General features: G+C 71.7%; 21 protein-coding genes and 1 tRNA gene. 11 read left to right on the top strand and 11 right to left on the bottom strand.

The genetic code is table 11. The features are described from left to right. From ACFYPH_RS00365 to ACFYPH_RS00355, 3 genes are all read left to right on the top strand, one after another. The gene (locus ACFYPH_RS00365; RefSeq protein WP_354856508.1) at nt 1-894 is read left to right on the top strand and encodes a metallophosphoesterase; all 894 of its coding nucleotides are present in this window, start codon (nt 1-3) and stop codon (nt 892-894) included. A gap of 246 nt (nt 895-1,140) precedes the next feature. Then, nucleotides 1,141-1,217 (top strand) — tRNA-Pro (locus ACFYPH_RS00360). A gap of 197 nt (nt 1,218-1,414) precedes the next feature. Then, nucleotides 1,415-3,334, top strand: a complete 1,920-nt coding sequence (locus tag ACFYPH_RS00355) for a hypothetical protein (RefSeq protein WP_354856505.1) — start codon at nt 1,415-1,417, stop codon at nt 3,332-3,334. 43 nt (nt 3,335-3,377) lie between these two features. On the opposite strand, the gene ACFYPH_RS00350 is transcribed toward ACFYPH_RS00355, so the two are convergent. Next, nucleotides 3,378-3,851, bottom strand: coding sequence for a hypothetical protein (locus ACFYPH_RS00350; RefSeq protein WP_387177850.1), 474 nt, complete (start codon nt 3,849-3,851; stop codon nt 3,378-3,380). A 130-nt stretch (nt 3,852-3,981) separates the two neighbouring features. Between ACFYPH_RS00350 and ACFYPH_RS00345 the strand changes: the two genes are divergently transcribed. Continuing rightward, nucleotides 3,982-5,259 carry an MFS transporter gene (locus ACFYPH_RS00345; RefSeq protein WP_387177847.1) on the top strand — a complete coding sequence of 426 codons (1,278 nt, stop codon included), beginning with the start codon at nt 3,982-3,984 and terminating at the stop codon, nt 5,257-5,259. A gap of 105 nt (nt 5,260-5,364) precedes the next feature. Here the strand turns inward: ACFYPH_RS00345 and ACFYPH_RS00340 are convergent, their stop codons facing one another. From ACFYPH_RS00340 to ACFYPH_RS00325, 4 genes are all read right to left on the bottom strand, one after another. Beyond that, the gene (locus ACFYPH_RS00340) at nt 5,365-7,071 is read right to left on the bottom strand and encodes a bifunctional metallophosphatase/5'-nucleotidase (RefSeq protein WP_355064876.1); all 1,707 of its coding nucleotides are present in this window, start codon (nt 7,069-7,071) and stop codon (nt 5,365-5,367) included. A gap of 270 nt (nt 7,072-7,341) precedes the next feature. Next, on the bottom strand, nt 7,342-7,797 hold the full coding sequence (locus ACFYPH_RS00335) for a lamin tail domain-containing protein (RefSeq protein WP_354856495.1): 456 nt from the start codon (nt 7,795-7,797) through the stop codon (nt 7,342-7,344). Between the two features lie 311 nt (nt 7,798-8,108). Then, a complete protein-coding gene (locus ACFYPH_RS00330) occupies nt 8,109-8,765 on the bottom strand; it encodes a histone deacetylase (protein ID WP_354856493.1) in 657 nt (218 codons plus the stop codon). Between the two features lie 11 nt (nt 8,766-8,776). Continuing rightward, nucleotides 8,777-9,556 carry a phosphodiesterase gene (locus ACFYPH_RS00325; protein ID WP_387177843.1) on the bottom strand — a complete coding sequence of 260 codons (780 nt, stop codon included), beginning with the start codon at nt 9,554-9,556 and terminating at the stop codon, nt 8,777-8,779. Nucleotides 9,557-9,724: 168 nt separating this feature from the next. Here ACFYPH_RS00325 and ACFYPH_RS00320 point away from each other — a divergent pair, with 168 nt between their 5' ends. Next, on the top strand, nt 9,725-11,146 hold the full coding sequence (locus ACFYPH_RS00320; protein ID WP_387177840.1) for a diguanylate cyclase: 1,422 nt from the start codon (nt 9,725-9,727) through the stop codon (nt 11,144-11,146). Nucleotides 11,147-11,238: 92 nt separating this feature from the next. Here the strand turns inward: ACFYPH_RS00320 and ACFYPH_RS00315 are convergent, their stop codons facing one another. Together ACFYPH_RS00315 and ACFYPH_RS00310 are read right to left on the bottom strand one after the other, a co-directional pair. Continuing rightward, nucleotides 11,239-12,300: an aspartate-semialdehyde dehydrogenase gene (locus tag ACFYPH_RS00315; protein ID WP_387177837.1), complete on the bottom strand. Its 1,062-nt coding sequence runs from the start codon at nt 12,298-12,300 to the stop codon at nt 11,239-11,241. 5 nt (nt 12,301-12,305) lie between these two features. Beyond that, nucleotides 12,306-13,571, bottom strand: a complete 1,266-nt coding sequence (locus ACFYPH_RS00310) for an aspartate kinase (RefSeq protein WP_354856481.1) — start codon at nt 13,569-13,571, stop codon at nt 12,306-12,308. Nucleotides 13,572-13,838: 267 nt separating this feature from the next. Here ACFYPH_RS00310 and ACFYPH_RS00305 point away from each other — a divergent pair, with 267 nt between their 5' ends. Further along, nucleotides 13,839-14,627, top strand: coding sequence for a hypothetical protein (locus tag ACFYPH_RS00305; RefSeq protein WP_354856478.1), 789 nt, complete (start codon nt 13,839-13,841; stop codon nt 14,625-14,627). Between the two features lie 84 nt (nt 14,628-14,711). After that, complete coding sequence (locus tag ACFYPH_RS00300; protein ID WP_354856475.1) at nt 14,712-15,242, top strand: nitroreductase family protein; 531 nt, start codon at nt 14,712-14,714, stop codon at nt 15,240-15,242. On the opposite strand, the gene ACFYPH_RS00295 is transcribed toward ACFYPH_RS00300, so the two are convergent. Beyond that, a complete protein-coding gene (locus tag ACFYPH_RS00295) occupies nt 15,243-16,241 on the bottom strand; it encodes an ArsR family transcriptional regulator (protein ID WP_355064866.1) in 999 nt (332 codons plus the stop codon). A 78-nt stretch (nt 16,242-16,319) separates the two neighbouring features. Between ACFYPH_RS00295 and ACFYPH_RS00290 the strand changes: the two genes are divergently transcribed. Together ACFYPH_RS00290 and leuA are read left to right on the top strand one after the other, a co-directional pair. Further along, complete coding sequence (locus ACFYPH_RS00290; protein WP_387177832.1) at nt 16,320-17,591, top strand: MFS transporter; 1,272 nt, start codon at nt 16,320-16,322, stop codon at nt 17,589-17,591. 237 nt (nt 17,592-17,828) lie between these two features. Continuing rightward, entirely contained in the window at nt 17,829-19,580 is a 1,752-nt protein-coding gene (leuA, locus tag ACFYPH_RS00285; protein ID WP_387177829.1) for a 2-isopropylmalate synthase, read from the top strand. A 30-nt stretch (nt 19,581-19,610) separates the two neighbouring features. On the opposite strand, the gene ACFYPH_RS00280 is transcribed toward leuA, so the two are convergent. Next, nucleotides 19,611-21,104 carry an MFS transporter gene (locus ACFYPH_RS00280; protein ID WP_387177827.1) on the bottom strand — a complete coding sequence of 498 codons (1,494 nt, stop codon included), beginning with the start codon at nt 21,102-21,104 and terminating at the stop codon, nt 19,611-19,613. Nucleotides 21,105-21,211: 107 nt separating this feature from the next. Here ACFYPH_RS00280 and ACFYPH_RS00275 point away from each other — a divergent pair, with 107 nt between their 5' ends. Next, nucleotides 21,212-21,853: an HNH endonuclease family protein gene (locus ACFYPH_RS00275; RefSeq protein WP_355064859.1), complete on the top strand. Its 642-nt coding sequence runs from the start codon at nt 21,212-21,214 to the stop codon at nt 21,851-21,853. Further along, nucleotides 21,853-22,245 carry a hypothetical protein gene (locus tag ACFYPH_RS00270; protein ID WP_355064857.1) on the top strand — a complete coding sequence of 131 codons (393 nt, stop codon included), beginning with the start codon at nt 21,853-21,855 and terminating at the stop codon, nt 22,243-22,245. The genes ACFYPH_RS00275 and ACFYPH_RS00270 overlap by 1 nt, the downstream gene beginning before the upstream one ends. Nucleotides 22,246-22,374: 129 nt before the next feature. Here the strand turns inward: ACFYPH_RS00270 and ACFYPH_RS00265 are convergent, their stop codons facing one another. Together ACFYPH_RS00265 and ACFYPH_RS00260 are read right to left on the bottom strand one after the other, a co-directional pair. Beyond that, the gene (locus tag ACFYPH_RS00265; RefSeq protein WP_354856455.1) at nt 22,375-23,475 is read right to left on the bottom strand and encodes an oligopeptide/dipeptide ABC transporter ATP-binding protein; all 1,101 of its coding nucleotides are present in this window, start codon (nt 23,473-23,475) and stop codon (nt 22,375-22,377) included. Continuing rightward, a complete protein-coding gene (locus ACFYPH_RS00260; protein WP_387177823.1) occupies nt 23,472-24,458 on the bottom strand; it encodes an ABC transporter ATP-binding protein in 987 nt (328 codons plus the stop codon). Before ACFYPH_RS00260 ends, ACFYPH_RS00265 begins: the two co-directional genes overlap by 4 nt. Nucleotides 24,459-24,466 lie beyond the last annotated feature (8 nt).

Here is a 24,466-nt window from a genome sequence, read left to right as displayed (position 1 = left end):
ATGCGAAAGCGCACACTATTCCGCCTCGCCGCCGGAACCGCCGCGGTCGGCGCGACCACACTCGCGTACGCGTCGCTCGTCGAGCGCAACATGTTCACCCTCCGGCGGTACGACGTGCCGGTGCTGCCGTCCGACGCGGAGCCGCTGCGCGTGCTGCACCTGTCGGACCTGCACATGATGCCCGACCAGGCGCGCAAGCAGCGCTGGGTGGCGTCGCTGGCCGCCCTCGACCCGGACCTGGTCGTGGTGACCGGCGACAACATGGCGCACCCGGGCGCGGTGCCGGGCGTGCTGCGGGCGCTGCAACCGCTGCTCGACTACCCGGGCGCGTTCGTGTTCGGCTCCAACGACTACACCGGGCCGGTGCTGAAGAACCCGTTCACCTACTTCCTGCCCGACCGGGAGTACACCGAGGGCGTCGACCTGCCCTACGAGGAGTTGCGTCAGGTGTTCACCGGCGCCGGCTGGGCGGACCTCAACAACGCCCGGACCACCCTCAAGGCCGGTGGCCGGCAGCTCGACCTGGTCGGCGTGGACGACCCCCACATCGACCGGGACGACTACCCGGCGGTGGCCGGCGCCGTCTCGTCCTCGGCCGACCTGTCCATCGCGCTGACACACTCCCCCGAGCCGCGGGTGCTCGACCAGATGGCCGCCGACGGCTTCGGCCTGCTGCTGGCCGGCCACACCCACGGCGGGCAGGTCTGCGTCCCGGGGTACGGGGCGCTGGTGACCAACTGCGGCCTGCCCCGCTCGATGGCACGTGGGCTGCACCGGTGGCCGGGGTCGGACTCCTGGCTGCACGTCTCCGCCGGCCTCGGCACCCACCCGACCGCACCGATCCGCTTCGCCTGCCCCCCGGAGGCGAGCATCCTGACCCTCATCCCCCGCTGACCTGTCGTGCCCCGCCTCCCCGGCCGCCCCTGACCACCCGCCCCGCCGTCGCCCCGCCCCCCCCCCCGCCTCGCCCCAAGATCCGCGCAGTATCGGGGATGTTGCTGCCTCGCCCTGCCGGGAGGCAGCAACATCGGGGAAGTTGTGCGGATCTTGGCGGCTCCGGGCGCGATTCGGCCGGGTCGGGCGGCGGGGGTACCGAGTTTGACCATCGGAGCGGGTGGGCTACTATTTGTCGGCACGCCTCGGGGTGTGGCGCAGCTTGGTAGCGCGCTTCGTTCGGGACGAAGAGGTCGTCGGTTCGAATCCGGCCACCCCGACCAGAGGTAAGAGGGCACATCCGCTCGACGGATGTGCCCTCTGCACATTCCGCGGCGTACGCCATTGAAAGATCATCAATCCGTTCGGGCGGCTCCCCGGCCGCCCGAACGGGGGTTGCCGCCCGTCAACCTCCCAGGGTTTGATGCGCTTGATCATCCGTTCAGCGGAGCGGATGGCACACGGGGAGGAACATTCCACTGTGATCAGATCAAGGCCGCGCCGTGCCGTCGTCGGCACACTCGCGCTGGCGATGGGCGTCAGCGGGCTCAGTCTCATCTCCACCGCGAGCGCCGCCGTCGCGGCACCGCACTACGACGGCCCGCCGGCCGTGCAGGTCGGCTGGACCGACTCGGCGACGCCGAAGAAGGCATACCCCATCGACAGCGAGACCAACATTCCGCTCGGCACCTGGCAGGACGACGCGGGCAAGAGCCACACCTCCCGGGTGTACGCCACGTACGACCTCTCCGCCTACGAGGGCAAGAAGATCTACGGCGCGAATGTGTTCCTCGACGAGCGCAGCGCCGCCGACTGCAGCAAACGGGCCGTCGAAATCTGGCGGACGAAGCCGGTCACCGCGACGCCGACCTGGAACCGGGCACCCGAACCGCTCACCAAGCTCGGCGAGGTCCTCACCCCGGTACAGTTCTGCCCTGGGGCCTCCATCACCTTCGACGTCGGCGCGGCGGTGCAGGATGCGGTGGCGCACCGGCAGCGTCACATCACCTTCGAGATCCGGGTGCCGGAGCAGTTCGAGAGTGACGCCTCCTACGGCCGAGGGCTGCACCCGTACCGCGGCGTCAAGTTGACCACCCAGTTCAACTCCGTGCCACAGATCGACAGCGCCCACCTCTACAACGGTGGTCTTGCCTGCACGCAACTGAAGCCGTATCCGCGCATCAGCGGGTTCGCCACGGTGCTACAGGCCGTCGGTTCCGACGCCGACGGGGACGACGAGCGCGCCGTCAAGACCGAGGTCGCCATCTGGCCCAAGGCCACGCCGGACGCTCGCCAGACGTTCATCGGCGAGCACGGCATCTCCGGTCGGGCCAACACGGTCAACCTGCCCGAGGGCACCCTCACCGACGGCGAGTCGTACGCTTGGCAGGCCCGGGTGACCGACGGCGCCGACACCTCGGCGTGGTCGAAGAAGTGCTTCTTCACCTACGACCGCACCGCGCCCGGCGTGCCGACCGTCACCTCGTCCAACTACCCAGCGGACGGCACCGGAGAGCATGCGCCGGCCGGCGTGCCGGCCGTCTTCACCTTCTCCGGCAACGGCAACAAGGACGTGGCCGGCTTCCGGTACTCCTGGCGCGGCCTGGGTGTCAACACCTGCTCGGCCAGCGGTGAATACGGTCAACTGGTCTGCTTCGATCCGTTCAGCAGCTCGGGGGCGGTCAAGGCGAACACCGCCGGTGGGTCCGCGACCGTGACGGTCAACCCGATCGGCTTCGGGCCACAGACATTGACCGTCCGTTCCATCGACCTCGCCGGCAACGTCTCGCAGACCGTCGAGTACCGCACCTTCGTGCCGTGGACCGCACCTGAGATCCAGGTGGAGAGTGGTCAGCCCGAGTGGGGGCAGGAGGTGGTGCTGAAGTTCGTACCGGCACCCGGTGTCACCGGCGTCCGTGAGTACGAGATCACCCTGGACGGCGGGGACCCGGAGAAGCGGCCGGCCCAAGAGGACGGCACGGGCTACTTCAGCTTCGTCGCCAACAGGGTGGACGGGCACAACATCACGGTCCGCAGCCTCAGCGACAACGGGTTCGTCTCACCGGAGAGCAACTGGTCCACGTACTTCGACCCCGGCCCCGGGGTGAAGTCCGACGTCTACTACTCGCCGGACGGTTCGCCGGTCGGCGGGGTGGGGGTCGAGGGCACCTTCACCTTCTCCCCGCCGCCGGGCTGGACGGACACCGCGGCCTACCGGTACAGCTTCAACAATGCCGAGGCGATCGAGGTGGCGGCCGACGCGAACGGCCGGGCCACGATCACCTGGACGCCGACCGCCAGCGGGTTCATGGACCTGACCGTCTACGCCGTCCGCGCCGACGGCACGCTCAGTGACTACCCGAACTGGTACTACTTCGACGTGGCGGCCTCCGCCTCCTGACGTACCCCGCGGGGGTGGCCACCGGTGTGGCCGCCCCCGCGGATCAGTCCTGCCGTTCGGTGCGCTCAATCTCGGTGAACGCGGCGGCCAGGTAGTCGTCCAACGGCACGCCCGTCACCGCCAACAGGTCGGCCACGAGCAGCGGGGCATGCTGGGCCAGGGCGGGCGCGTCCGGCCGCGACTCGTCGCCCTCGGGGTCGTACACCCCGAGCGCTCCGGCGAGCAGGACGAGCACCACGTGCGGATCGACATCGCGACGCCACCGCATCGCGTTCTGCACGCAGCGGGTCAGCACCTGGCGGATGTCGTCGCCGGCCAGCCCTTCCGGGTGGCCCTCCTCCAGCAGGAGCCGAACCACCGTTCCGAGCACCAGACCGGACCGGTCGTCGGCCGCGAGATCGGCGACCGCCTCGTCGTACGCCTGGTTGTCGCGCGCCTGGGCGGCGGCGACGGCCGCTGTGGCGGTCACCGCGATGGCGCGGGCGGTAGCGGGCAGGTGTCGCCAGGTGCCGGTCATCGGGCCAGCATCGCAGACCCGGCGGACACCGACGATCACCGTGGGGTTGGTCACGCGGGTGCCCCGGGAACAGCGTCGTCGCTCCAAAAGGGTTCGCGGGGCGTCACACCCACCGAACAGAATGCCGGGCATGCTGCGTCGATCCCTGCCCCGCCGTCCGGAAGCCCGCCGGATCCTCCTCGGCACCCTGCTGTCGGCGATCGGGCGGGGCCTGACCCTGCCGTTCCTGTTCATCTACCTCACCGACGTACGCGGGCTCACCGACACCCGCGCCGGTCTGGTGATCGGCTGGTACGGCGTCGTCACCCTGGCGTTGTCGCCGCTGGGCGGGACGCTTATCGACCGGTTCGGCGCGCGCCGCGTGGTGGTGCCGTGCTTCGTGATCGAGGCGATCGGCACCGGTTCGCTGGCGCTGGTCCACTCGACCGGCTCGGCCCTGCTCGTGATGACCGTGATCGCCGTCGGCAGCTCGGCGATCTGGTCCGGGCAGAACACCATCCTCGCCTCGCTCACCGACGACGGTGAGCGGCAACGGGTCTTCGGGCTGAACTTCGCGCTGCTCAACCTCGGCATCGGCATCGGCGGCATGACGTCCGGCGCGATCGTCGACACGGCGCGGCCCGGCACCTTCCAGACGATCTACCTGCTGGATGCGGTCAGCTACCTGATGCCGGCCCTGATCCTGTTGACCCTGCCCGGCGTCGGCCACCGACTCGGCCACCGCTCCGCTGGCGACGGGCCGTCGAGCGGCGGCTACCTGACCGTGCTCCGGGACCGCCCGTTCCGCCGGCTCGTGATCTTCGGTCTGGTCCTCACCACCTGCGGGTACGCCCAGGTCGAGGTCGGCTTCGCCGCGTACGCCGTGCGCGTCGCCGAGGTGAACCCCCGGGTGGTGGCGTGGGCGCTCGCGGCCAACACCGTGATGATCGTGCTCGCCCAACTGCTGGTGATCCGCCGGATCGAGGGGCGCAGCCGCACCGGCGCGCTCGCCGTGGTCGGGGCGGTGTTCGCCGTCGCCTGGCTGGTCCTCGGCGTCGCCGGTGTGATCAGCACCGGCAACGCCCTGGTGGCCGCCCTGTGCGTGGTGGCCTGCTCGGCGATCTTCGGCCTCGGTGAGACGCTGCTGTCGCCGGTGATGCCGGCGCTGACCAACGCGCTCGCCACCGACGAGCTGCGCGGCCGGTACAACGCCATGAGTTCGATGATCTTCGGGATCAGCGGTGTGATCGGCCCGGTGACCGCCGGCCCACTCATCGGCGCGGCCAACGGCATGGTCTGGGTCGCGGTGGTGGTCGGCGGCTGCCTGATCGCCTCGCTCATCGCGCTCTCCCTGCGCCGACTGCTCACCGTCGACCAGGACGGCCGCCCGACGATCACCACGCCCGCCCCGGCACCCACCCCCGTCTGACGACCCGTCCCGCGTCCCGCGTCCCTTGCAGCAGCGGCCGGTGCCCGGGGACGGGTCGGGCCCCGGAGCGGGTGCTCCGGGGCCCGATCGTTGCGGGGTACGCCGTCAGGCGGCGGGGACCTCGGCGGTGGTGCGGATGCGGTCGAGCGTCGGGGCGGAGACCGGCGACTTCGCGGTCAGGTACGCCACGAACGCGTCCAGGTCGATCTGGCCGGTGACCTGGTTGGTTCCGGCGGTGAGGGCGCTGAAGCCGTCGCCGCCACCGGCCAGGAAGTTGTTCACCGTCACCCGGTAGGTGGCGGCGGTGTCGACGGCGGTGCCGCCGATGGTGAGGCTGCCCCGGACCACGCGGGTGCCGGCGCACGGGTCGGCGACGGTGCCGGTGGTGCCGGCCGGGTCGACCACGTAGCCGACGGTCGACGACGGGTACAGCGTCCGGCCGGTGACGAACTGCTGTTCCAGTACGCAGTAGAGCTGCGCACCGGTCAGGTCGAGCGTCACCAGGTTGTTGGCGAACGGCTGCACCGTGAACGCCTCCTCGTAGGTGACCGGGCCGGCGTTGAGGTCGGCCCGGACCCCACCCGGGTTCATGAAGGCGGCGACCGCATTCTGCTCGTCATCGGTGGCGGCGAGCTGCGCGTCGGCGATCAGGTTGCCCAGTGGCGACTCGCCCAGGGTCGTACCGAAGAGGGTTTCCTGGGTCTTGGTGATCGCGGTGGTGGTCTCGCCGACCTGGCGGCCGGCGACCGGGCCGAGCACCGTCTTGTACTTGTCGATCAGGGCGGTCTGCTTCGGGTCCTTGGCGACGTCGCGGGTGACCACGACGTTGTTCGCGGAGGCCGAGAGCACGTCCCCGGAGCGGCGGTCGATCTTCAGGTCGATGTCGGTGACCAGGCGGCCGAACGAGCTGGCGCTGGTGACCAGCTTGCCGTTGATGTTGCAGTTGTACGCCTGGTGGGTGTGGCCGCTGACGACCACGTCGATCGACGGGTCCATCCGGTTGGCGATGTCCACGATGGGCCCGGTCATGCCGACGCAGTCGTTGATGCCACCGGTCGCCGCCTGGGCGCCACCCTCGTGCAGCAGCACGACGATCGTCTCCACGCCCTTGCGGCGCAGCTCGCGGGCGTACCGGTTGGCGGTCTCCGCCTCGTCGGCGAAGGTGAGGCCCGCGACGCCCTGCTGGCTGACGATCTGCGGGGTGCCCTCCAGGGTCATCCCGATGAAGCCGACCTTGACGCCCTGCACCTTGTGGATCGCGTACGGCGCCATGAGCGGCTTGCCGGTGGCGGTCTTGAAGGCGTTGGCGGACAGGTACTGGAAGCCGGCGCCCCGGTACGGGGTGCCGTCGGCGCAGCCGTCGACCGGGTGGCAGCCGCCGTTCTGGATCCGCAGCAGCTCGGCGGCGCCCTCGTCGAACTCGTGGTTGCCGACGCTGGCGTAGTCCAGCCCGGCCATGCTCAGCGCCTCGATGGTCGGTTCGTCGTGGAACGCGGCGGAGAGCAGGGGGGACGCGCCGATCAGGTCACCGGCGGCGACGGTGATGGTGTTCTTCTTCTTGGCGGCGGCGCGCAGCTCAGCCAGGTGGGTCGCGAGGTATTCGACGCCTCCGGCGGGCTGCCCGGCGATGGTGCCGCTGGAGCCGGTCGGGGGTTCGAGGTTGCCGTGGAAGTCGTTGAGCGCCAGCAGGGTGACGTCGACCGGCTTCGGTCGCGCGTCGGCCTGCTCGGGGGTGGTGGCGACCGCGCCGAGCGCTGCCACCGCGAGCGCGGTCAGGCCGACAGCGGCCCGACGCATCCCGGGTATGGACATGGAACTCCTCGTGAGAATCGGCGCGTGCGGTGGCCGGCCTGTGGGTCGAGCGGCCGCCGTCGACGCCGTCGGAAGGATCGATCACGCTTGCGGGCGGTTGGGGCGTCGCCCGCCCGGCCAGCCTCTCATCCGGACGCTCACCCGTCGAGCCGAGCAACACAGCAGAGCTGCGAATACACCGATTGGTCCACCATCGGTCACCGACCACATCTCGTCGATCGACGTCCGCGGCGAACGCCGCCGGCCGGTCGACCGGCGGCGTCCGCTTGCTCAGCAGGAGGTGTAACTGCCCTTGCTGCCCCAGGAGCAGGAGTCGATCTGCTTCCCGGCCGAGTCGCGCAGGTACGCGCTGTCGCCGGTGTTGTTCCAGATGTACGCGCCGGACCCCCAGTAGCGGTGGGTCGACGTGTTCTTGCCCTTTCCAGTGTGGATGTAGACACTCGCTCCGGCGGCGAGGCGGACGTCGCCACTGAAGGTGTAGACATGGCGCGCCTTGTCCCGCAGCGTCCAGGACTTCAGGTTGATGGTGCTCGACCGCCGGTTGGTGAGGCGGACGTACTCCGCGTTCAGGCTGGAATTCGAGCGGTTGTCGCTGCCGGGCGAGTTGTAGTAGACCTTGGTGATCTGCACCGACGGAGTCGCGGCCTGCGCCGGTCCGGCGGTGGCCAGCGTGGCAGCGAGCGTCCCGGCGAGCGCGAGCGCGAGACCGATCATCTTCTTCGTCATTCCGTCTCCTCACTCCGTGCGCCGGCCGACGAACGCCGACGCAGTCGTTCCACGTGTGACGTGGAGCGCTGACGCTAGCGGCGGGACGGGGCGGGCGTGGCCAGCGAGGAGGACGCGTCGCCAACTCGATCCGGGCGGTGGAGCGTGGTGCGCCGGTCGGTGCGCGGCGACGCTGCCCGGCAGTTCGGACCGGTCGACCTTCGGACGCGTCCGGACTCTCACCGGCCCGTCCATCCGGTCCGATGATCTCGTCGGTCGATCCGGCCGGTGGATCATCGCCGCCGATCCGGGCGGAAGCCGGGCTTGGCCGGTCAGCCGGTGGTGAGCGCGTCGCGGACCAGAGTCGTCACCGCGTCGAGGGGCCAGCCGTCCGCGACTCCGGGGCGCTGTGCCAGGTAGTCGGCGATCCGCTCGGCGGCCCAGCCGTGTGACTCGTGCAGCCCTCGGGCGATCATGCGCAGGTAGGCCGGTGCCGGTGGCCGGCACCGCACGGCCGACGCCGGCTCGGGGGCGGTGAAGGTGAGCAGCGGGACGCCGGCGCGCAGGCCGGGGCAGATCAGGGTCTCGTAGCGGCCGGGGCCGAGCGTCGCCCGCCCCTCGGCGACGGCGGTGTCGACTGCCGCGCCGGCCGCCGGGACGAGGTCGGCGGTGTCGCCGGTCGGGCGGTACATCTCCTGAGCGGCGATGTCGGTGAACTGCTCGATGGTGACCAGGTAGGCCCGTGCGGCGGCCTCGCCCGGCAGCTGCGGGTCATAGAACGCCATCCCGCCGGTCCACGCGCCGGACTCGCCGGCGAAGTAGATCCCGCCGGGCAGCCACACCGGCGCCGACCGGCTCGGTGGGCGAGGGTCGCGGCAACCCGGGTACGTCCGCCGGCCGCCGGGCGGGCAACCGCCGACGATGTACCAGGCCAGCCGGGCGGCGTGCATGTTCGAGCCGTACGCGACGTACCAGACGGTGCCGGGCATGGGCGCTGCGATCAGAAGCCGCAGGTCTGGCCGGCCGAGTGGCTGACCTGCACGACGTGGGTCACGCAGCCGTCGGGCTCGATGCGGTGCAGCAGGAAGGCGGTCGGTTCGGCGACCCAGCCGATCACCTCGTCCGTGGCCATCGTGAGGGTGCTCTGCTTCCAGGTGCTGGGCGCCACGGTGAGCACCGTGCCCGCGTACCCCACGGTGACCGTGCGGTGCAGGTGCCCGGCGGCGACCCGTACGACGTGCCGGTGCCGGCCGACCACCTCGGCCAGCGCGGGCCCGTCGGCGAGCCGGATGGTGTCCGCCGTCGGGATGCCGACGGCGACCGGCGGGTGGTGCAGGAAGATCGCGGCGGGCACGTCGGGCCGACCGGAGAGCACGCCGTCGAGCCAGCCGAGCTGCTCCTCGCCCAGGTTGCCGCCGCCGCTGCCGGGGGTGAGCGAGTCGAGCACGACGACTGTCGCCGCCTCGTGGTCGACGTGGTAGTAGGCGGAGAACCCGCCGCCGAGCCAGGGCGTGCCGCCGAACGCGTCGAGCAGCGACTCCCGGTCGTCGTGGTTGCCGGCGGCCAGGTGAACCGGAAGCGGGAACCGGCCGATCAGGTCGCGCAGCGCGGCGTACTCGTCGGGTCGGCCGTGGTCGACCAGGTCGCCGGTGATGACCACGCAGTCGGGTCGCGGGCGCAGGGCCAGCACCCGGCCGAGCGCCCGGTGCAGCCCGGCGGCGGGCTCGGCGGCGAGCAGGCCGGTGGTCACGTGCGGATCACTGAGCTGGGCGATGAGCATGAGTGCTCGCCTCCTCGGCGACGGGAGTTCCACGCTATCGCCCGTCGCCTCTTCCCACAGGCTGCGTCCACAGCCTGTGGATAGCACATGTGTACGAAGCCCGGAGGGTTCCCTCAGCGTGGGTACGCTTGATCGCGCAGACCCTCCCCTACCTGGAACGACGTGCGAGTGGATCATCAGCGAGTCATCCGTGACGTCACCGTCCGCCTGTCGATGGCGTCGACCGCGCCGGAGGCCTGTCGGCGGACGGTCGCCGCGCTGTCGCGCCACACCCCGGCCACCATCTCGGTGCTGCTCGAGGCCCACGACCGGCTGCGCTGCGTGGCGGCGACCGGCGCGTGGCAGGTCTTCGCGACCGTCCCGGCGCGCACCGGGATCGTCGGCCGGGTGTACGCCACAGACGTCGCGGCGGTGGTCCCGGACGTCACCGCCGACCCGGACTACCTTCCGGTACGCCCGGACGTGACAGCTGAGCTGTGCGTGCCGGTGCGCGACCCGGCGGGCCGGGTGATCGGCGTACTGGACCTGCAGTGGAGTGGGCCTGTCGACCTGGAGCCGTGGCGGGAGACCGCGCAGCGGCTGGCGGCCCGACTCGGCGCCCGCATCGCCGCAGTGGGCGGCCCTCCGTCAGAGAGCCGGAGCGAGAAGCTGCTCCGGCACGCCGCCGCGCTCTCCGCCGCGCCGACCGAGGAGGCCGTGATCGGCGCGGCGACCTCCGCCGCCCGGGAGGTGTCCACCCTCTCCACAGCGGTGCTGCTGACCGGCGGCCCGGAGGGCGCCCAGCTCGGGCCGCCGCCGCTGGCCGGGTGCGAGTTGGAGACCCGCATCCGGGCGGAGTTGGCCGAGGCGGGGCCGGAGGCTCTCGGCCGGATGATCGAGCGGGCGCACCGGTACGGCGCCGGGTACACGCTGGGCGAGGCGGGGCACCCGCCGACCGAGGACTACCGGCCGCTGACCCGGGCCGGGGTACGCACGCTGATCGCCGTTCCGGTGGGTCCGCCGGGCGCGGGTGGGGCGCTGCTCGTCGCCGACGAGCGGGCGCTGCGGCCGGACCCGACCACGGTCAGCCTGATGGAGCTGCTCGCCGGGCAGGTGTGGACCAGCCTGGACCGGCTGCGCACGCTCGTCCGGCTGCGGGAGCAGGCCAGCTCGGACCCGCTGACGGGGCTGCGGCACACCGGCCCGTTCGGGCAGCGGATCGCGGCGGCCACCCCGGGGCGTACGGCTCTGCTGGCGATCGACGTGGACGGCTTCAAGACGGTCAACGACACGTACGGCCATCAGGCTGGCGACCAGGTGCTGGTCGGGCTCGCCCGGGCGCTGGAGGGGGCGTTGCGGCACGGCGACGAGCTGTACCGGATCGGCGGCGACGAGTTCGTCGCGGTGATCGAGGTGAGCCGTCCGGAGGAGGCGGTCCGGATCGCCGAGCGGTTGACCGAGGCGGCTCGACGGACCGGTCGCACGATCAGCGTCGGCGTCGCGCTGCCCCGCCCCGGCGAATCCCCCGATGGCACCCTGCGAAGAGCCGACCAGGCCCTCTACGCGGTGAAGCGCCAGGGCCGGGACGGAGTCCACCTGGCCGCGGCGTGAAACCTCCCGCCGATCCTGCGCTTCCGGTCGTCGTCTTGTCGCTCTGATCCCTCGTGCCGGCGCAGAAACCGCGAGATCGCCGCAGCGCGGGGTCAGGCGGTGCGGAGTTCCTTGGCGAGGAGTTCGGCGATCTGGGCGGTGTTGAGGGCCGCGCCTTTGCGGAGGTTGTCGCCGGTGACGAAGAAGTCGAGGGCGCGCGGATCGTCCAGGGCGCGGCGGATCCGGCCGACCCACGACGGGTCGGTGCCGACCGCGTCGATCGGCATCGGGAACTCACCGGCGGCGGGGTCGTCGACCAGGATCACGCCGGGGGCGTTGCGCAGCGCCTCGCGGGCGCCCTCGGCGTCGACCTCGGTGGCGAAGACCGCGTGCACGGCCACCGAGTGGCCGGTCACCACCGGCACGCGCACGCAGGTGGCGCTGACCTTGAGGTCGGGCAGGCCGAGGATCTTCCGCGACTCGTTGCGGATCTTCATCTCCTCCGACGACCAGCCGCCGTCGGCCGACGAGCCCGCCCAGGGCACCACGTTGAGCGCCAGCGGCGCCGGGAACGGGCCGAGGTCGTCGCCGACCGCCTGGCGGACGTCGCCGGTGCGCGAGCCGAGCGCGCGATCCCCGGCGACCTTGGCGAGCTGGTCGTGCAGGATGTCCACGCCGGCCTGACCGGCGCCGGAGACCGCCTGGTAGGAGGCGAGCACCAGCTCCCGCAGGCCGTACTCGCGGTGCAGGGGCGCGACCGCGACGATCATCGCGAGGGTGGTGCAGTTGGCGTTCGCGATGATGCCCCGGGGCCGGTTGCGGACCTGCTCGGGATTGATCTCCGGAACGACCAGCGGGACGTCCCGGTCCATCCGGAACGCGCCGGAGTTGTCCACCGCGATCGCGCCACGGGCGACGGCGATGGGCGCCCACTCGGCGGAGACCTCGTCGGGCACGTCGAACATCGCCACGTCGACCCCGTCGAACGCCTCCGGGGTCAGCGCCTGGACGACGAGGTCCTCGCCCCGGCAGCGCACCCGCTTTCCGACCGAACGCTCGGAGGCGAGGAGCCGGATCTCACCCCAGACGTTGCGACGTCCGCTGAGCAGCTCACACATCACGGTGCCGACGGCACCTGTCGCTCCGACCACGGCGAGGGTGGGCAGCGCCGTCATCGGCGCTACCTACCCGTCCCGGCGTAGACCACGGCTTCGGTGTCGCCGCCCAGCTCGAACTGATCGTGGATGGCGCGGACCGCGGCGTCGAGGTCGGTGTCCCGGCAGACGACGGAGACGCGGATCTCGGAGGTGGAGATCATCTCGATGTTGACCCCGGCAGCGCCCAGCGCGGCGAAGAAGCCGGCGGCCACGCCGGGGTGCGAGCGCATGCCGGCGCCGATCAGGGAGACCTTGCCGACGTGGTCGTCGTAGAGCAGGCCCTTGAACTTGACCGGCTCCTGGATCTTGCTGAGCGCGGCCATCGCGGTCGGGCCGTCGGCCTTGGGCAGCGTGAACGAGATGTCCGTACGGCCGGTGCCCTCGGTGGAGACGTTCTGCACGATCATGTCGATGTTGATCTCGGCGCCCGCGACGGTGTCGAAGATCCGCGCGGCGGCACCCGGCTCGTCGGGCACCCCGACGATCGTGATCTTGGCCTCGCTGCGGTCGTGCGCGACCCCGGTGATCAGTGCCTGCTCCACGGAAAGGTCCTCCATCGATCCGGTGACCATCGTGCCGGTGTTGGTCGAGTATGACGAACGGACGTGGATCGGCAACCCCGCCCGGCGGGCGTACTCCACGCTACGCAGGTGCAGCACCTTCGCGCCGCACGCGGCCAGCTCCAGCATCTCCTCGTAGGTGATGTCCTTGATGTGCCGGGCGTTGGGAACGATCCGCGGGTCGGCGGTGAAGATGCCGTCCACGTCGGTGTAGATCTCGCAGACGTCGGCGTGCAGCGCGGCGGCGAGCGCGACGGCCGTGGTGTCCGAGCCGCCTCGGCCCAGCGTGGTGACGTCCTTGGTGTCCTGCGAGACGCCCTGGAAACCGGCCACGATGACCACCGAGCCCTCGTCGAGCGCGCCCTTGAGCCGCCCCGGGGTGACATCGATGATCCGCGCCCGGCCGTGCACCGAGGTGGTGATCACACCGGCCTGCGAGCCGGTGAACGAGCGGGCTTCGTACCCCAGGTTGTGGATGGCCATGGCCAGCAGGGCCATGGAGATCCGCTCCCCGGCGGTGAGCAGCATGTCCAGCTCGCGGCCCGGCGGCAGCGGGCTGACCTGGTTGGCCAGGTCGAGCAGCTCGTCGGTGGTGTCCCCCATCGCGGAGACCACCACCACCACGTCGTCGCCGGCCTTGCGGGCGGCGACGATGCGCTCGGCCACCCGCTTGATCCGCTCGGCGTTGGCGACGGAGGACCCGCCGTACTTCTGCACCACGAGTGCCACGACGGTGCACTCCCTCCCAGTGACCCTGAACGTGCCGACGCCGCCGGAACCGGGGCCGGCGGCGCGTGTCAGACCCCATGAGGGTATCGGGCGGGCCACGGCGGCGGGTCGGGTGATCCCACGATCCGGCCCGCGCGGCCGTGCGGGCAACGCGGGCGGCCAGGTCCGCGCGTTCGGGCGGTACGCCGAAAGGCCGCGCCCGACACGCCGGGGCGGACGGCTGCCCGCCGCTGCCCGCGCCTGGCCCGCACCCACCAGAATGGGCCGGTGCCCGTCCTCTTTCGCTCGGCCGGCCGCGTGCTCGGGCCGCTCGTGTTCGCCCTGCCGGCAGTCCTGGTCTCCTGCACCAGCGAGCGGCCTCCGCCTCCGCCGCCAGCCGACCCCGGCCCGGTCGAGGTGGACGCCACCCGGGACGAGCTGGCCGCCCTGGCCGCCGCCGCACAGGATCGCCACCTGGTGGCGCGCTACGTGTTCACCCGGACCGGCCAACCGGACCGCAGCATCGTGTTCACCAGCGCGAACGACGGCAGTTGGCGGGTCGACGTGCCGGGCGGGGCGCTGGGTGGCACCGCCGACGTTTCGCTGGCCGCGACCGGCGACGGGCTGTTCCAGTGCGCGCTGCCCTCGACCGGTCACCCGGAGCCGGCGCGCTGCGTACGCCTCGGCGAACGTGACGACGCCCTCCCGCGCCGGCTGGACCCCCGGATCCAGCATCCGCTCACCGACTGGCTGGACGTGCTGACCGACCGGCGCGCGCCGCTCGCGGTGGCCCTGGCCGCCACGCCCAAGGGGCTGACCGGCACCTGCTACTCGGTCGACTCCACCTCCGCCTCGCTGAACGCGCCGTTGGACGTCGGCATCTACTGCTACGACACCGACGGCACGCCGACAGGCGTCCGGACCGACGCCGGCACGCTGCGGCTGGCGGCCCCGCCCGGCCCGGCGCCCGCCACCGTGCAGCTCGCCGGGCCGGTGGTGGTGGACGCGGAACCCCTCGACACCGCGGCCCCTCCGACGCCCGATCCGACACTCAGCCCGAGCGCGGGAACGTCCTGATCTTCATCCCGTTACGGGTGCTTTTGCCCACATCCCGCAGGCCCACGTTGAGTAGCGAATCACCCATACAGGACGATTCTCGGCATGGCTGACCTGACCCCGCTGCTCGCCTTCCGCTGGAGCCCTCGGGCCTTCGACCCGAGCGCCACCCTGACCTCGGACGAGGCGGCGTCGCTGCTGGAGGCCGCGCGGTGGGCGCCGTCGGCGGACAACGGGCAGCCCTGGCGGTTCGCCCTCGGCCACCGGGACGACCAGAACTGGAAACGGATCCTGATCAACCTTCCCGCCGACGACCAGGGCTGGGCCCGGCACGCCGCGACCCTGGTGGTCGGCGCGCACACCGGCGGCGACGCCGAGCGGGCCGCGTACGACCTCGGTCAGGCGATCGCCCACCTGACCCTGCAGGCCACCGCGCTCGGTCTGCACGTCCGCCAGCTCGTCCGCTTCGACCGGGCCGGCCTCGCCACCGAACTCGACCTGCCCGGCGGCGTCCGACCGCTTGTGGTCGCCGCCGTCGGTCGGCTCGGAGATCCCTTCGCCCTCCCGGCCGAGCTGCGCGCCCGGGAGACCGGCCTGCGGCACCGCCGGCCGGTCGCCGACCTGCTGCTCGCCTGATCACCTGATCGGGTCAGCCGCACCGCTGGCCCGCAGCAGAACCCCCGCGGCGTCGGTGTTGCGGTAGAGCACATGCCGACCCTGTCGGGACCGGCCGACCAGGCCGGCGGCGTGCAACGCGGCCAGGTGCTGCGAGACGTTTCCGGCCGACATCCCGGTGAGCCGGGCCAGGTCGGTGGTGGTGGTGGCCGTGTCGAGCAGGTGCAGCAGCGCGGCGCGGCCGGGGCCGATCACCCGTGCCAGCGGGTCGCCAGGCGGTGGCGCGGTCGCCTCCCAGAGCGTCCCGACCGCCCGGACCGGGTACGCGGCGGCCGGCAACGAGTCCTCCAGCAGGTTCCACAGCACCCGACGTTCGCTGAACACCGTCGGGTTCAGCGCCAACCCACGGTCCCGCAGGTCGAAGTCCCGCGCGAACGGGTCGTCGCTGACCACCCGGTCGCCGAGCCAGCGCAGGCTCGGGTGGAGCTGCTCGAAGAACCGTCCGGCGCCGTTCTCGGCGAGCTGTGCGGCCCGGTACGCCACGTCGGCGTCGAGCAGCGCCCGCATCCGCGACCAGTCCGGGGCGATCGCCTCGTCGTACCAGACCCGCACCGCGTCGACGAGCTGTGGCAACAGCCCACGGGGGTCGGCGAGCAGCGCCAGCCCGAACGGGCTCAGCGGCCGGCGCGGGGTGGTCGCCAGCAGGTCCTGGACCACCACGGCCGGCGGTGTCGCGGCGATCTGGTCGAGCTGCTCGGTCATCTCCACGTTGGGTCGGGCCGCCGGGGTGAGGAAGTCCGGCAGCCAACTACGCGGCCGGGCCAGCTCCACCAGCGGTCGGACCCGGACGGCCACCTCGGGCCGACGCATGGTCACCCGGGCGCGGTCGATCCAGGGCAGGTGCACCGCGTGGTAAACGGGGCTGGCCAGCGCCCACATGCTCATGACCGTCTCGTTGACCGGCGACACGGCGAGCCGCACTCTCGCGACGTCGGCCAGGCTGAATCGCAACTCGGACACGCGCCCTCCCCGGGAGCAGGATTCGGTCCAGCCTAAAAGGCTCGACCGATCTATTCGGTCCCGGTTCACTTCTCGGCCATGGGGGCCAGAGAAACCATCCGCACCGCTGTCCAGAACGTCGTACCGCCGGCCGGGCTGACCCGCGCGCTGGCCGTGCAGGCCATGGTCTACGCCGTCGGCAGCGGCCTGTTCCACGCTGGCAGCGCCGTCTTCTTCACCCGGGCGCTGGGGCTCGGCGCCGCCCAGGTCGGGCTGGGCCTGTCCATCTCGGCGGGGGTGTCGCTGCTGGGCACGGTGCCGCTGGGCGGGCTCACCGACCGGTACGGACCGCAGCGGGTCTGGGTGGTCGGGCTGGTGCTGGACGCGGCGCTCTTCGCGTCGTACCCGTTCGTGGGTGGCTTCGCCGGTTTCCTCGCCGTGGTGGTGGCGCTGGCGGCGGTGGACGCGTCGACAGGCGTGGCCCGCCAGGTCTACTCGATCAACGCGCTCCCGCCCGCCGAACGGGTCACGGCGATGGCGTACCAGCGCTCGTCGCTGAACGTCGGATTCGGGCTGGGCGCGGTGATCAGCGGTCTGGTGCTGGCCGTGGACACGATCGAGGCGTACCGGGCGATGGTCTGGTTCATCGCGACGGTCTTCCTGGTCACGGCCCTGTTCGTCCGGCGACTGCCCCGGCTGCCGCAGGTCGCCCGACCGGAGGAGCCGATGAGCCGGCTCGCCGTGCTGCGGGACCGCCCGTTCATGACGGTGTCCCTGCTCTCCGGGTTGCTCACCGCGCACCAGACGCTCTACCTGACGGTGCTGCCGCTCTGGATCCTCACCCACACCGACGCCCCGAAGACGCTGATCGCCGCCTTGGTGCTGCTCAACACGGTCCTGATCGTGCTGCTCCAGGTACGCGTCAGCCGGGGCGCCGACACCGCTGCGGGCGCGGCGCGGGCCTCCCGCCGCGGTGGCCTGCTGATCGCCCTGTCCTGCCTGGTCCTGCCGATCTCCGGGGTCACCCGTGGCGCGCTCACCGTGGTGGTGCTGGTGGCCGGCGCGATCCTGCTGATCCTCGCCGAGCTGATCGACTCGGCGGGCGCCTGGGGGCTCATCGCCGCCCTGCCGCCGGCCGCCCAGCGCGGCGCGTACGTGGGGGCGTTCGAGCTCGGCAGACAGGTGCACTACCTGATCGCCCCGGCCGGGTTGACCGCGCTTGCCGTCAGCACCGGCGGCTGGGGTTGGTTACCGACGGCAGCGATCTTCGTGCTGGTCGCAGCGGCGATCGTGCCTGCGGTGGCCTGGGCCGAACGGACCCCGAGGCTGGGTTCCCAGGCCCCGGAGCCGACCATGACCCCGGTCCCATAGTCCGGACCTACCTTTCCACCCTCCGTTCCATCACGTAGGGTGACCTGGTCATGTGGCGGGCGCTTCTTCTCCTTAGCCGCCGCGACGAGGCCTGACCGGCCGGCACCTCGTCGCGGAGTTGCATCGCGCCGTCCAGCACATCTGAGTTTCCCCTCGGCACCGCCGCGCACCGTCGCCCGGCACCTCGCCGACACCTTCCGATCTGCTGACGCCACATGTTCCAGGGAGCACTCTGAGATGGCTCAACCTGTCACCGACGCCGAGACCGATCCGATCGCCCGGCAGCGCCCGAGCCGGATGCCGTACCACCGCTACCAGCCCTACCGGGAGCAGTTCCGGATCGACCTGCCGGATCGCACCTGGCCCACCCGCACCGTCGAGGCCGCCCCGCGCTGGTGCGCGGTGGATCTCCGGGACGGCAACCAGGCGCTGATCGACCCGATGTCGCCCGAGCGCAAGCGGCGGATGTTCCAGCTGCTGGTCCAGATGGGCTACAAGGAGATCGAGGTCGGCTTCCCGTCGGCCAGCCAGACCGACTTCGACTTCGTCCGGCAGCTCATCGAGCAGGACATGATCCCGGACGACGTCACCATCCAGGTGCTCACCCAGTGCCGGGAGCACCTGATCGACCGGACGTTCGAGTCGCTGCGCGGCGCGAAGCGGGCCATCGTGCACTTCTACAACTCGACCTCCACCCTCCAGCGGCGGGTGGTCTTCGGTCTGGACAAGGACGGCATCGCCGACATCGCCACCACCGGTGCGCGGCTCTGCCAGAAGTACGCGGAGATCCACACCCCGGACACGGAGATCTTCTACGAGTACTCGCCGGAGTCGTACACGGGCACCGAGCTGGAGTACGCGCTGGAGGTCTGCTCCCGGGTGATCGACGTGATCGACCCGACGCCGGACCGGCCGCTGATCATCAACCTGCCGGCCACCGTCGAGATGGCCACCCCGAACGTGTACGCCGACTCGATCGAGTGGATGCACCGGCGCCTGCCGCGCCGCGACAGCGTCGTGCTGAGCCTGCACCCGCACAACGACCGGGGCACCGGGGTGGCCGCCGCCGAGCTGGGCCTGCTGGCCGGCGCGGACCGGATCGAGGGCTGCCTGTTCGGCAACGGCGAGCGCACCGGCAACGTCGACCTGGTGACGCTGGGGCTCAACCTCTTCTCCCAGGGCATCGACCCGATGATCGACTTCTCGAACATCGACGAGATCCGGCGGGCCGTCGAGTACTGCAACCAGCTCCCGGTGCACGAGCGCCACCCGTACGCGGGCGACCTGGTCTACACCGCCTTCTCCGGCTCCCACCAGGACGCCATCAAGAAGGGCTTCGACGCCCTCGCCGCCGACGCGAAGGCGGCCGGCGTGCCGATGGACGAGCACACCTGGGCGGTCCCGTACCTGCCGATCGACCCGAAGGACCTGGGCCGCACCTACGAGGCAGTCATCCGGGTCAACTCGCAGTCCGGCAAGGGCGGCGTCGCGTACATCATGAAGAGCGAGCACCAACTGGACCTGCCCCGCCGACTCCAGATCGAGTTCTCCGGGGTCGTGCAGCAGGTCACCGACCACGACGGCGGCGAGGTCGACCCGCGCGCCATGTGGGAGATCTTCGCGACGCACTACCTGCTCGACCACCAGCCCGACCCGGCGATCCGGTTCGGCGGCTACACGATCGGCACCACCGACGGCAAGGTCGAGATCGAGGCACAGGTCGGCGTGGGCGGCGAGCAACGGTCGCTCACCGCGGTCGGCAACGGCCCGATCGACGCGTACGTCAACGCGCTCGGTTCGGTCGGGGTGGGCGTCCGGGTGCTCGACTACCACGAGCACGCGCTGTCCTCCGGTGGGGACGCGCAGGCCGCCGCCTATGTGGAGTGCGAGGTGGACGGTCGGACGGTCTGGGGTGTCGGCACCGACGCCAACATCGTCACCGCGTCGATCAAGGCGGTCACCAGCGCCGTCAACCGCGCGCGCGGCTGATCGCACGCGCCGCGCCCCCGAGGTGGTTCGCTACCTCGGGGGTGTGGCGGCGGGCATCGAGTGGCAGGGCTGCGACGGCGGGGCCGCCCGGGGCGGTCGGTGCACCAGCACGAGGGCCAGCACCGCTCCGGCCAGCAGCAGCCCCGCACACCAGGCCAGCGCTTCCCGGAACGCGTCGGTCAGCTCGGTCTTCTGCTCGTACCCGCCGCCGGAGAGGCCGACCAGCAGCGGCAGCGCGGCCACCGCGAGCAGACCGCCCGCTCGGGACGCGGCGTTGTTGAAGCCGCTGGCCACCCCGGAGAACCGGTCCTCGACCGCGGCGAGCACCGACGCGGTCAGCGGCGCCACCACCAGGGTCAGCCCGAGGCCGAAGAGCAGCACCCCGGGCAGCACGTCGGTCCAGTACGACGCGCCCGGGCCGACGCCGCGCAGCAGCAGCAGACCGGCGGCGGCCACCACCGGCCCGACGGTCAGCGGCAGCCGGGGGCCGATCCGCGCCGACAGCGCGCCCGCCCGGGCCGACCCGATGAGCAGCAGCACCGTCATCGGCAGCAGCGAGATCCCGGTGCGGAAGGCCGACCACTCGACCACGTTCTGCAGGTAGACGGCGAAGAAGAAGGTGAAGCCGTTGAGCGCCGCGTAGACCACCACGGTGAAGATGTTCAGGACGGAGAAGAGCCGGCTGCCGAACAGCCCGGTGGGCAGCATCGCCGTGTCGCCGCGCCGCCGTTCCAGCAGGACGAAGGCCACCGCGGCCACCACCCCGACCAGCGCGGAGATCAGCACCGACGCCGAGGTGAAGCCCCGGGCGGGCGCGTCGATCAGGGCGTACGTGACGCCGGCGAGCGCCAGCGCGCCGAGCAGCGCCCCGGCCACGTCGAACCGGCGTCGGGTCCGGCCCGGCCCCTGCGTCCGGGAGGCGTTCTCGTCGCGACTCTCCGGCACCCAGCGGGCGGTGGCCAGCACCACCAGCACGGCGATCGGCAGGTTCAGGAAGAAGATCCACCGCCACGACAGCGCGTCGATCAGCCAGCCACCGAGGAACGGGCCCAGCGCGGTGGACACACCGGACAACCCGGCCCAGGCGCCGATCGCCTTCCCCCGGTCGTCCGGGTGGAAGCTGGCCTGGAGCACCGACAGGGAGCCGGGGGTGAGCAGCGCCCCGCCAGCGCCCTGGAGGAACCGGGCCCCGATCAGCCAACCGGTGCCCTGGGACAGCCCGCACAGCACCGAGGCCAGGGTGAACCACGCCACGCCGATCAGGAAGACCCGTCGTCGGCCGAAGCGGTCCCCGAGCGCCCCACCGAGCAGCACGAACGCCGCCAGCATCAGCAGGTACCCGTTCACGGTCCACTGGAGATCGGCCACGTTGGCCCCGAGATCCTGGCCGAGTTTCGGCAGCGCCACGTTGACGACGGTGCTGTCGAGGAAGACCATGCCGGAGGCGAGCACCGCGGCGAGCAGCGTCCCCCGGCCGGCGGCGGTGCCCATCCGCAGAGCGGGCGACGGTACGGCTGTGGTCATCTCACCAATCTGCCTTGCACGATGTGGGAGACGCCACGAAACGCCGAAACCATGCCCGGGTACTGTGCGCAATCGCCGGGAGCCCGCAAGCTGGAGAGGTGTCGTCTGTGCGTACCAGATCAGGACCGCGCGCGGCGGTGACCGCGCTCGTCGCGGCGCTGGCGCTCGGCGTAGCCGGTTGCGTCCCTCCGGACGAGACCGGAACGCCGCCACCACCGACGGACGGCGGCAACGCGGCGCAGCAGCTGGGCCAGCTGACCGTCGCCAACGCCGGCTCGATGAAGGGCTACAGCCGCGACCGCTTTCCGCACTGGCGGAACACGGGTAAGAACTGCGACGTGCGGGACAGCATCCTGCAACGCGACGGCAAGGACGTGAAGCTGTCCGGCTGCAACGTCGTCGGCGGTCGCTGGGAGAGCGCGTACGACGGTCGCAGCGCCACCGATCCCTCCGACGTGGACATCGACCACATGGTGCCGTTGGCCAACGCGTGGCGCTCGGGCGCCGACGAGTGGGACGACGCGAAGCGCGGCGACTTCGCCAACGACACGACCCGGCCGCAGCTCCTCGCGGTTTCCGCGTCCTCCAATCGGGCAAAGGGTGACCAGGACCCGTCCCAGTGGAAACCGGCGAACCGGTCGTACTGGTGCCAATACGCCAAAGACTGGGTGGCGGTCAAGCACCACTGGCGGCTGACGGTGACCAGTGCCGAGAAGGCCGCCCTGACCGACATGCTGGAGGGCTGCTGATGAGCGAGGGAGCCGTGACAGGCGGCGAGGCGAAGGGTGACACAGGCCCGGCCGCGGCGGGCATGACGGCGGATGGCAGCGCCGAACCCTCGGCCGCCGTGCCGGGGGCCGGCATGGTCGCCGATTCCGACGGCGCCGGTGGCCCGCAGAGCCGCACGGCCGACATCGTGCCCGGTCCGGGCGGGGTGATGACCGACGAGGTCGGGGTGGTCACCGGCGAGCTGACCCTGCGCACCGAGTACGCCGACGGCAAGGTCACGCTGCGGGTGCAGTACAAGGACGCGGACGAGTGGTACGCGGTGACCGGCGGCTCGGTGCCGCTCGCCGACCCGGCGGGGCTGGACGCGGTGCACGCCGTGGCGGTGGCCCTGCTGCACCGCCCGGAGGGCTGACGCCACACCCGAGCACCGTCGACCCGTGAGACCGGGGGCCGTCCTGTGGCAGGACGGCCCCCGGTCTCGTCACGGAGTCGGGATCAACTCACCGCGGCATCACGGCGCCGGGATCACCGCACTGTCTCGTCACGGAGTCGGGATCAACTCACCCGGCGGGTCGAGCGGGCCGGTGCCCTCGGCCGGGCGCACCAGCTCCACCTCGACCTCGTGTGGCCGGATCCGGCCGGCGGCGATGTCCTCGGCGAAGTGGCAGGCCACCCGGTGCCCGCCGACCACGTCACGCAGCGCCGGCCGCTCGCTGGCGCAGCGGGTCGGCTGCGCCCACGGGCACCGGGTGTGGAACCGGCAGCCCGACGGCGGGTTGGTGGGCGAGGGTAGGTCGCCGGCGAGCAGGATGCGCTCCCGACGGTCCTCGACGACCGGGTCGGGCACCGGCACCGCGGACATCAGCGCCCGGGTGTACGGGTGCATCGGCTCGCGGTAGAGGTCGTCGCTGGACGCCTCCTCCACCAGACCACCCAGGTACATGACGCCCACCGTGTCGGCGATGTGCCGGACCACCGCCAGGTCGTGCGCGATGATCAGGTACGTCAGGCCGCGCTCGTTCTGCAGGTCCTCGAGCAGGTTGAGCACCTGCGCCTGGATCGACACGTCCAGTGCGGAGACCGGCTCGTCGGCGACGATCAGGTCCGGGTTGAGCACCAGGGCCCGGGCGATGCCGATTCGCTGGCGCTGGCCGCCGGAGAACTCGTGCGGGTACTTGCTGAGAGCCGACGCGGGCAGGCCCACCGCCTCCAGCGTCTCGCGCAACCGCCGGTTCGTCTCGGCCTTGTCGCCGGCCAGCCCGTGCGCCTTCAGGCCCTCCACGAGCAGCGACTCCACCGACTGTCGAGGGTCGAGGCTGGAGAGCGGATCCTGGAAGATCATCTGCATGCGGCGGCGGGCGTGCCGCATCGCCTCGCCCTTGAGGGAGCGGACGTCGGTGCCGTCGAAGACGATCTCGCCGTCGGTGGGCTCGACGAGCCGGAGCAGGCCACGGCCCAGCGTCGACTTGCCGCAGCCCGACTCGCCGACCAGGCCGTACGTCTCGCCCTTGCGGATGCTCAGCGACACGCCGTCGACGGCGTAGACGTAGCCGATGGTCCGGTCGAAGAGCAGACCGCTCTTGATCGGAAAGTGGACCTTGACGTCGCGCAGCTCGATCAGCGGGGTGGTCTCTTCGGTCATCGGGCCGCCACCTCCTCGGAGACGGGGTTGTTGCAGCGCAGGTCGCCGCCGGTGGCGGTGGGTTCGAGCGGCGGAGGCCCCTCCAGGCAGGCGTCCACGACGTTGTCGCACCGAGGGGCGAACGCGCACCCCTCGGTCCACGGGATGTTGTCGGAGACCGACCCGCGGATGGCGTGCAGCCGCTCACCGCGCGGTGAGTCCAGCCGCGGCACCGAGTTGAGCAACCCGTGGGTGTACGGGTGCCGGGCGTGCGCGAACAGCTCGTGCCGTCGGGCCCGCTCCACGACCTTGCCGCCGTAGAGCACGTTGACTGTGTCACAGAGCCCGGCCACCACGCCCAGGTCGTGCGTGATCATCACGAGCGCGGTGCCGGTCTCGTCGACCAACTGCTTGAGCAGGGTGAGGATCTGCGCCTGGATGGTCACGTCGAGCGCGGTGGTCGGCTCGTCGGCGATCAGCAGCCGAGGCTTGCAGGCCAGTGCGATGGCGATCAGCGCGCGCTGACGCATGCCGCCGGAGATCTGGTGCGGGTACTCGCTGAGTCGCCGTTGCGGGTCGGGAATCCCGACGGCGTCGAGCAGGTCGCGTGCTTCCCGCAGCGCCTGCTTGCGGTCCCGGCCCTGGTGGCGTTCCAGCACCTCGGCCACCTGGACGCCGATCGGGATGACCGGGTTCAGCGACGACAACGGGTCCTGGAAGATCATGCTGATCTCCCGGCCGCGCCGGTCCCGCATGTCGTCCGGTCGCAGCTTCAGCAGGTCGGCGCCCTCGAAGAGCACCTCCCCGGTGACCTTGTTGCCCCGCTTGGGCAGCAGGCCCATGATGGCCAGGCTGGTCACGCTCTTGCCGCAGCCGGACTCACCGACCAGGCCGACGGTCTGCCCCGGCTCCACGGTGAAGCTGACCTTGTCGACGGCGGTGAAGGGCCGCTCGCCCCGCCGCTGGAACACGACGCTCAGGTCACGGACGTCGAGCAGGCTCATCGGGTCAC

Source organism: Micromonospora sp. NPDC005252, assembly GCF_042872475.1.
Classification (GTDB): domain Bacteria; phylum Actinomycetota; class Actinomycetes; order Mycobacteriales; family Micromonosporaceae; genus Micromonospora.
Note: the sequence above shows the minus strand (reverse complement) of the source record. Positions and strands in the feature narration are given on the sequence as shown.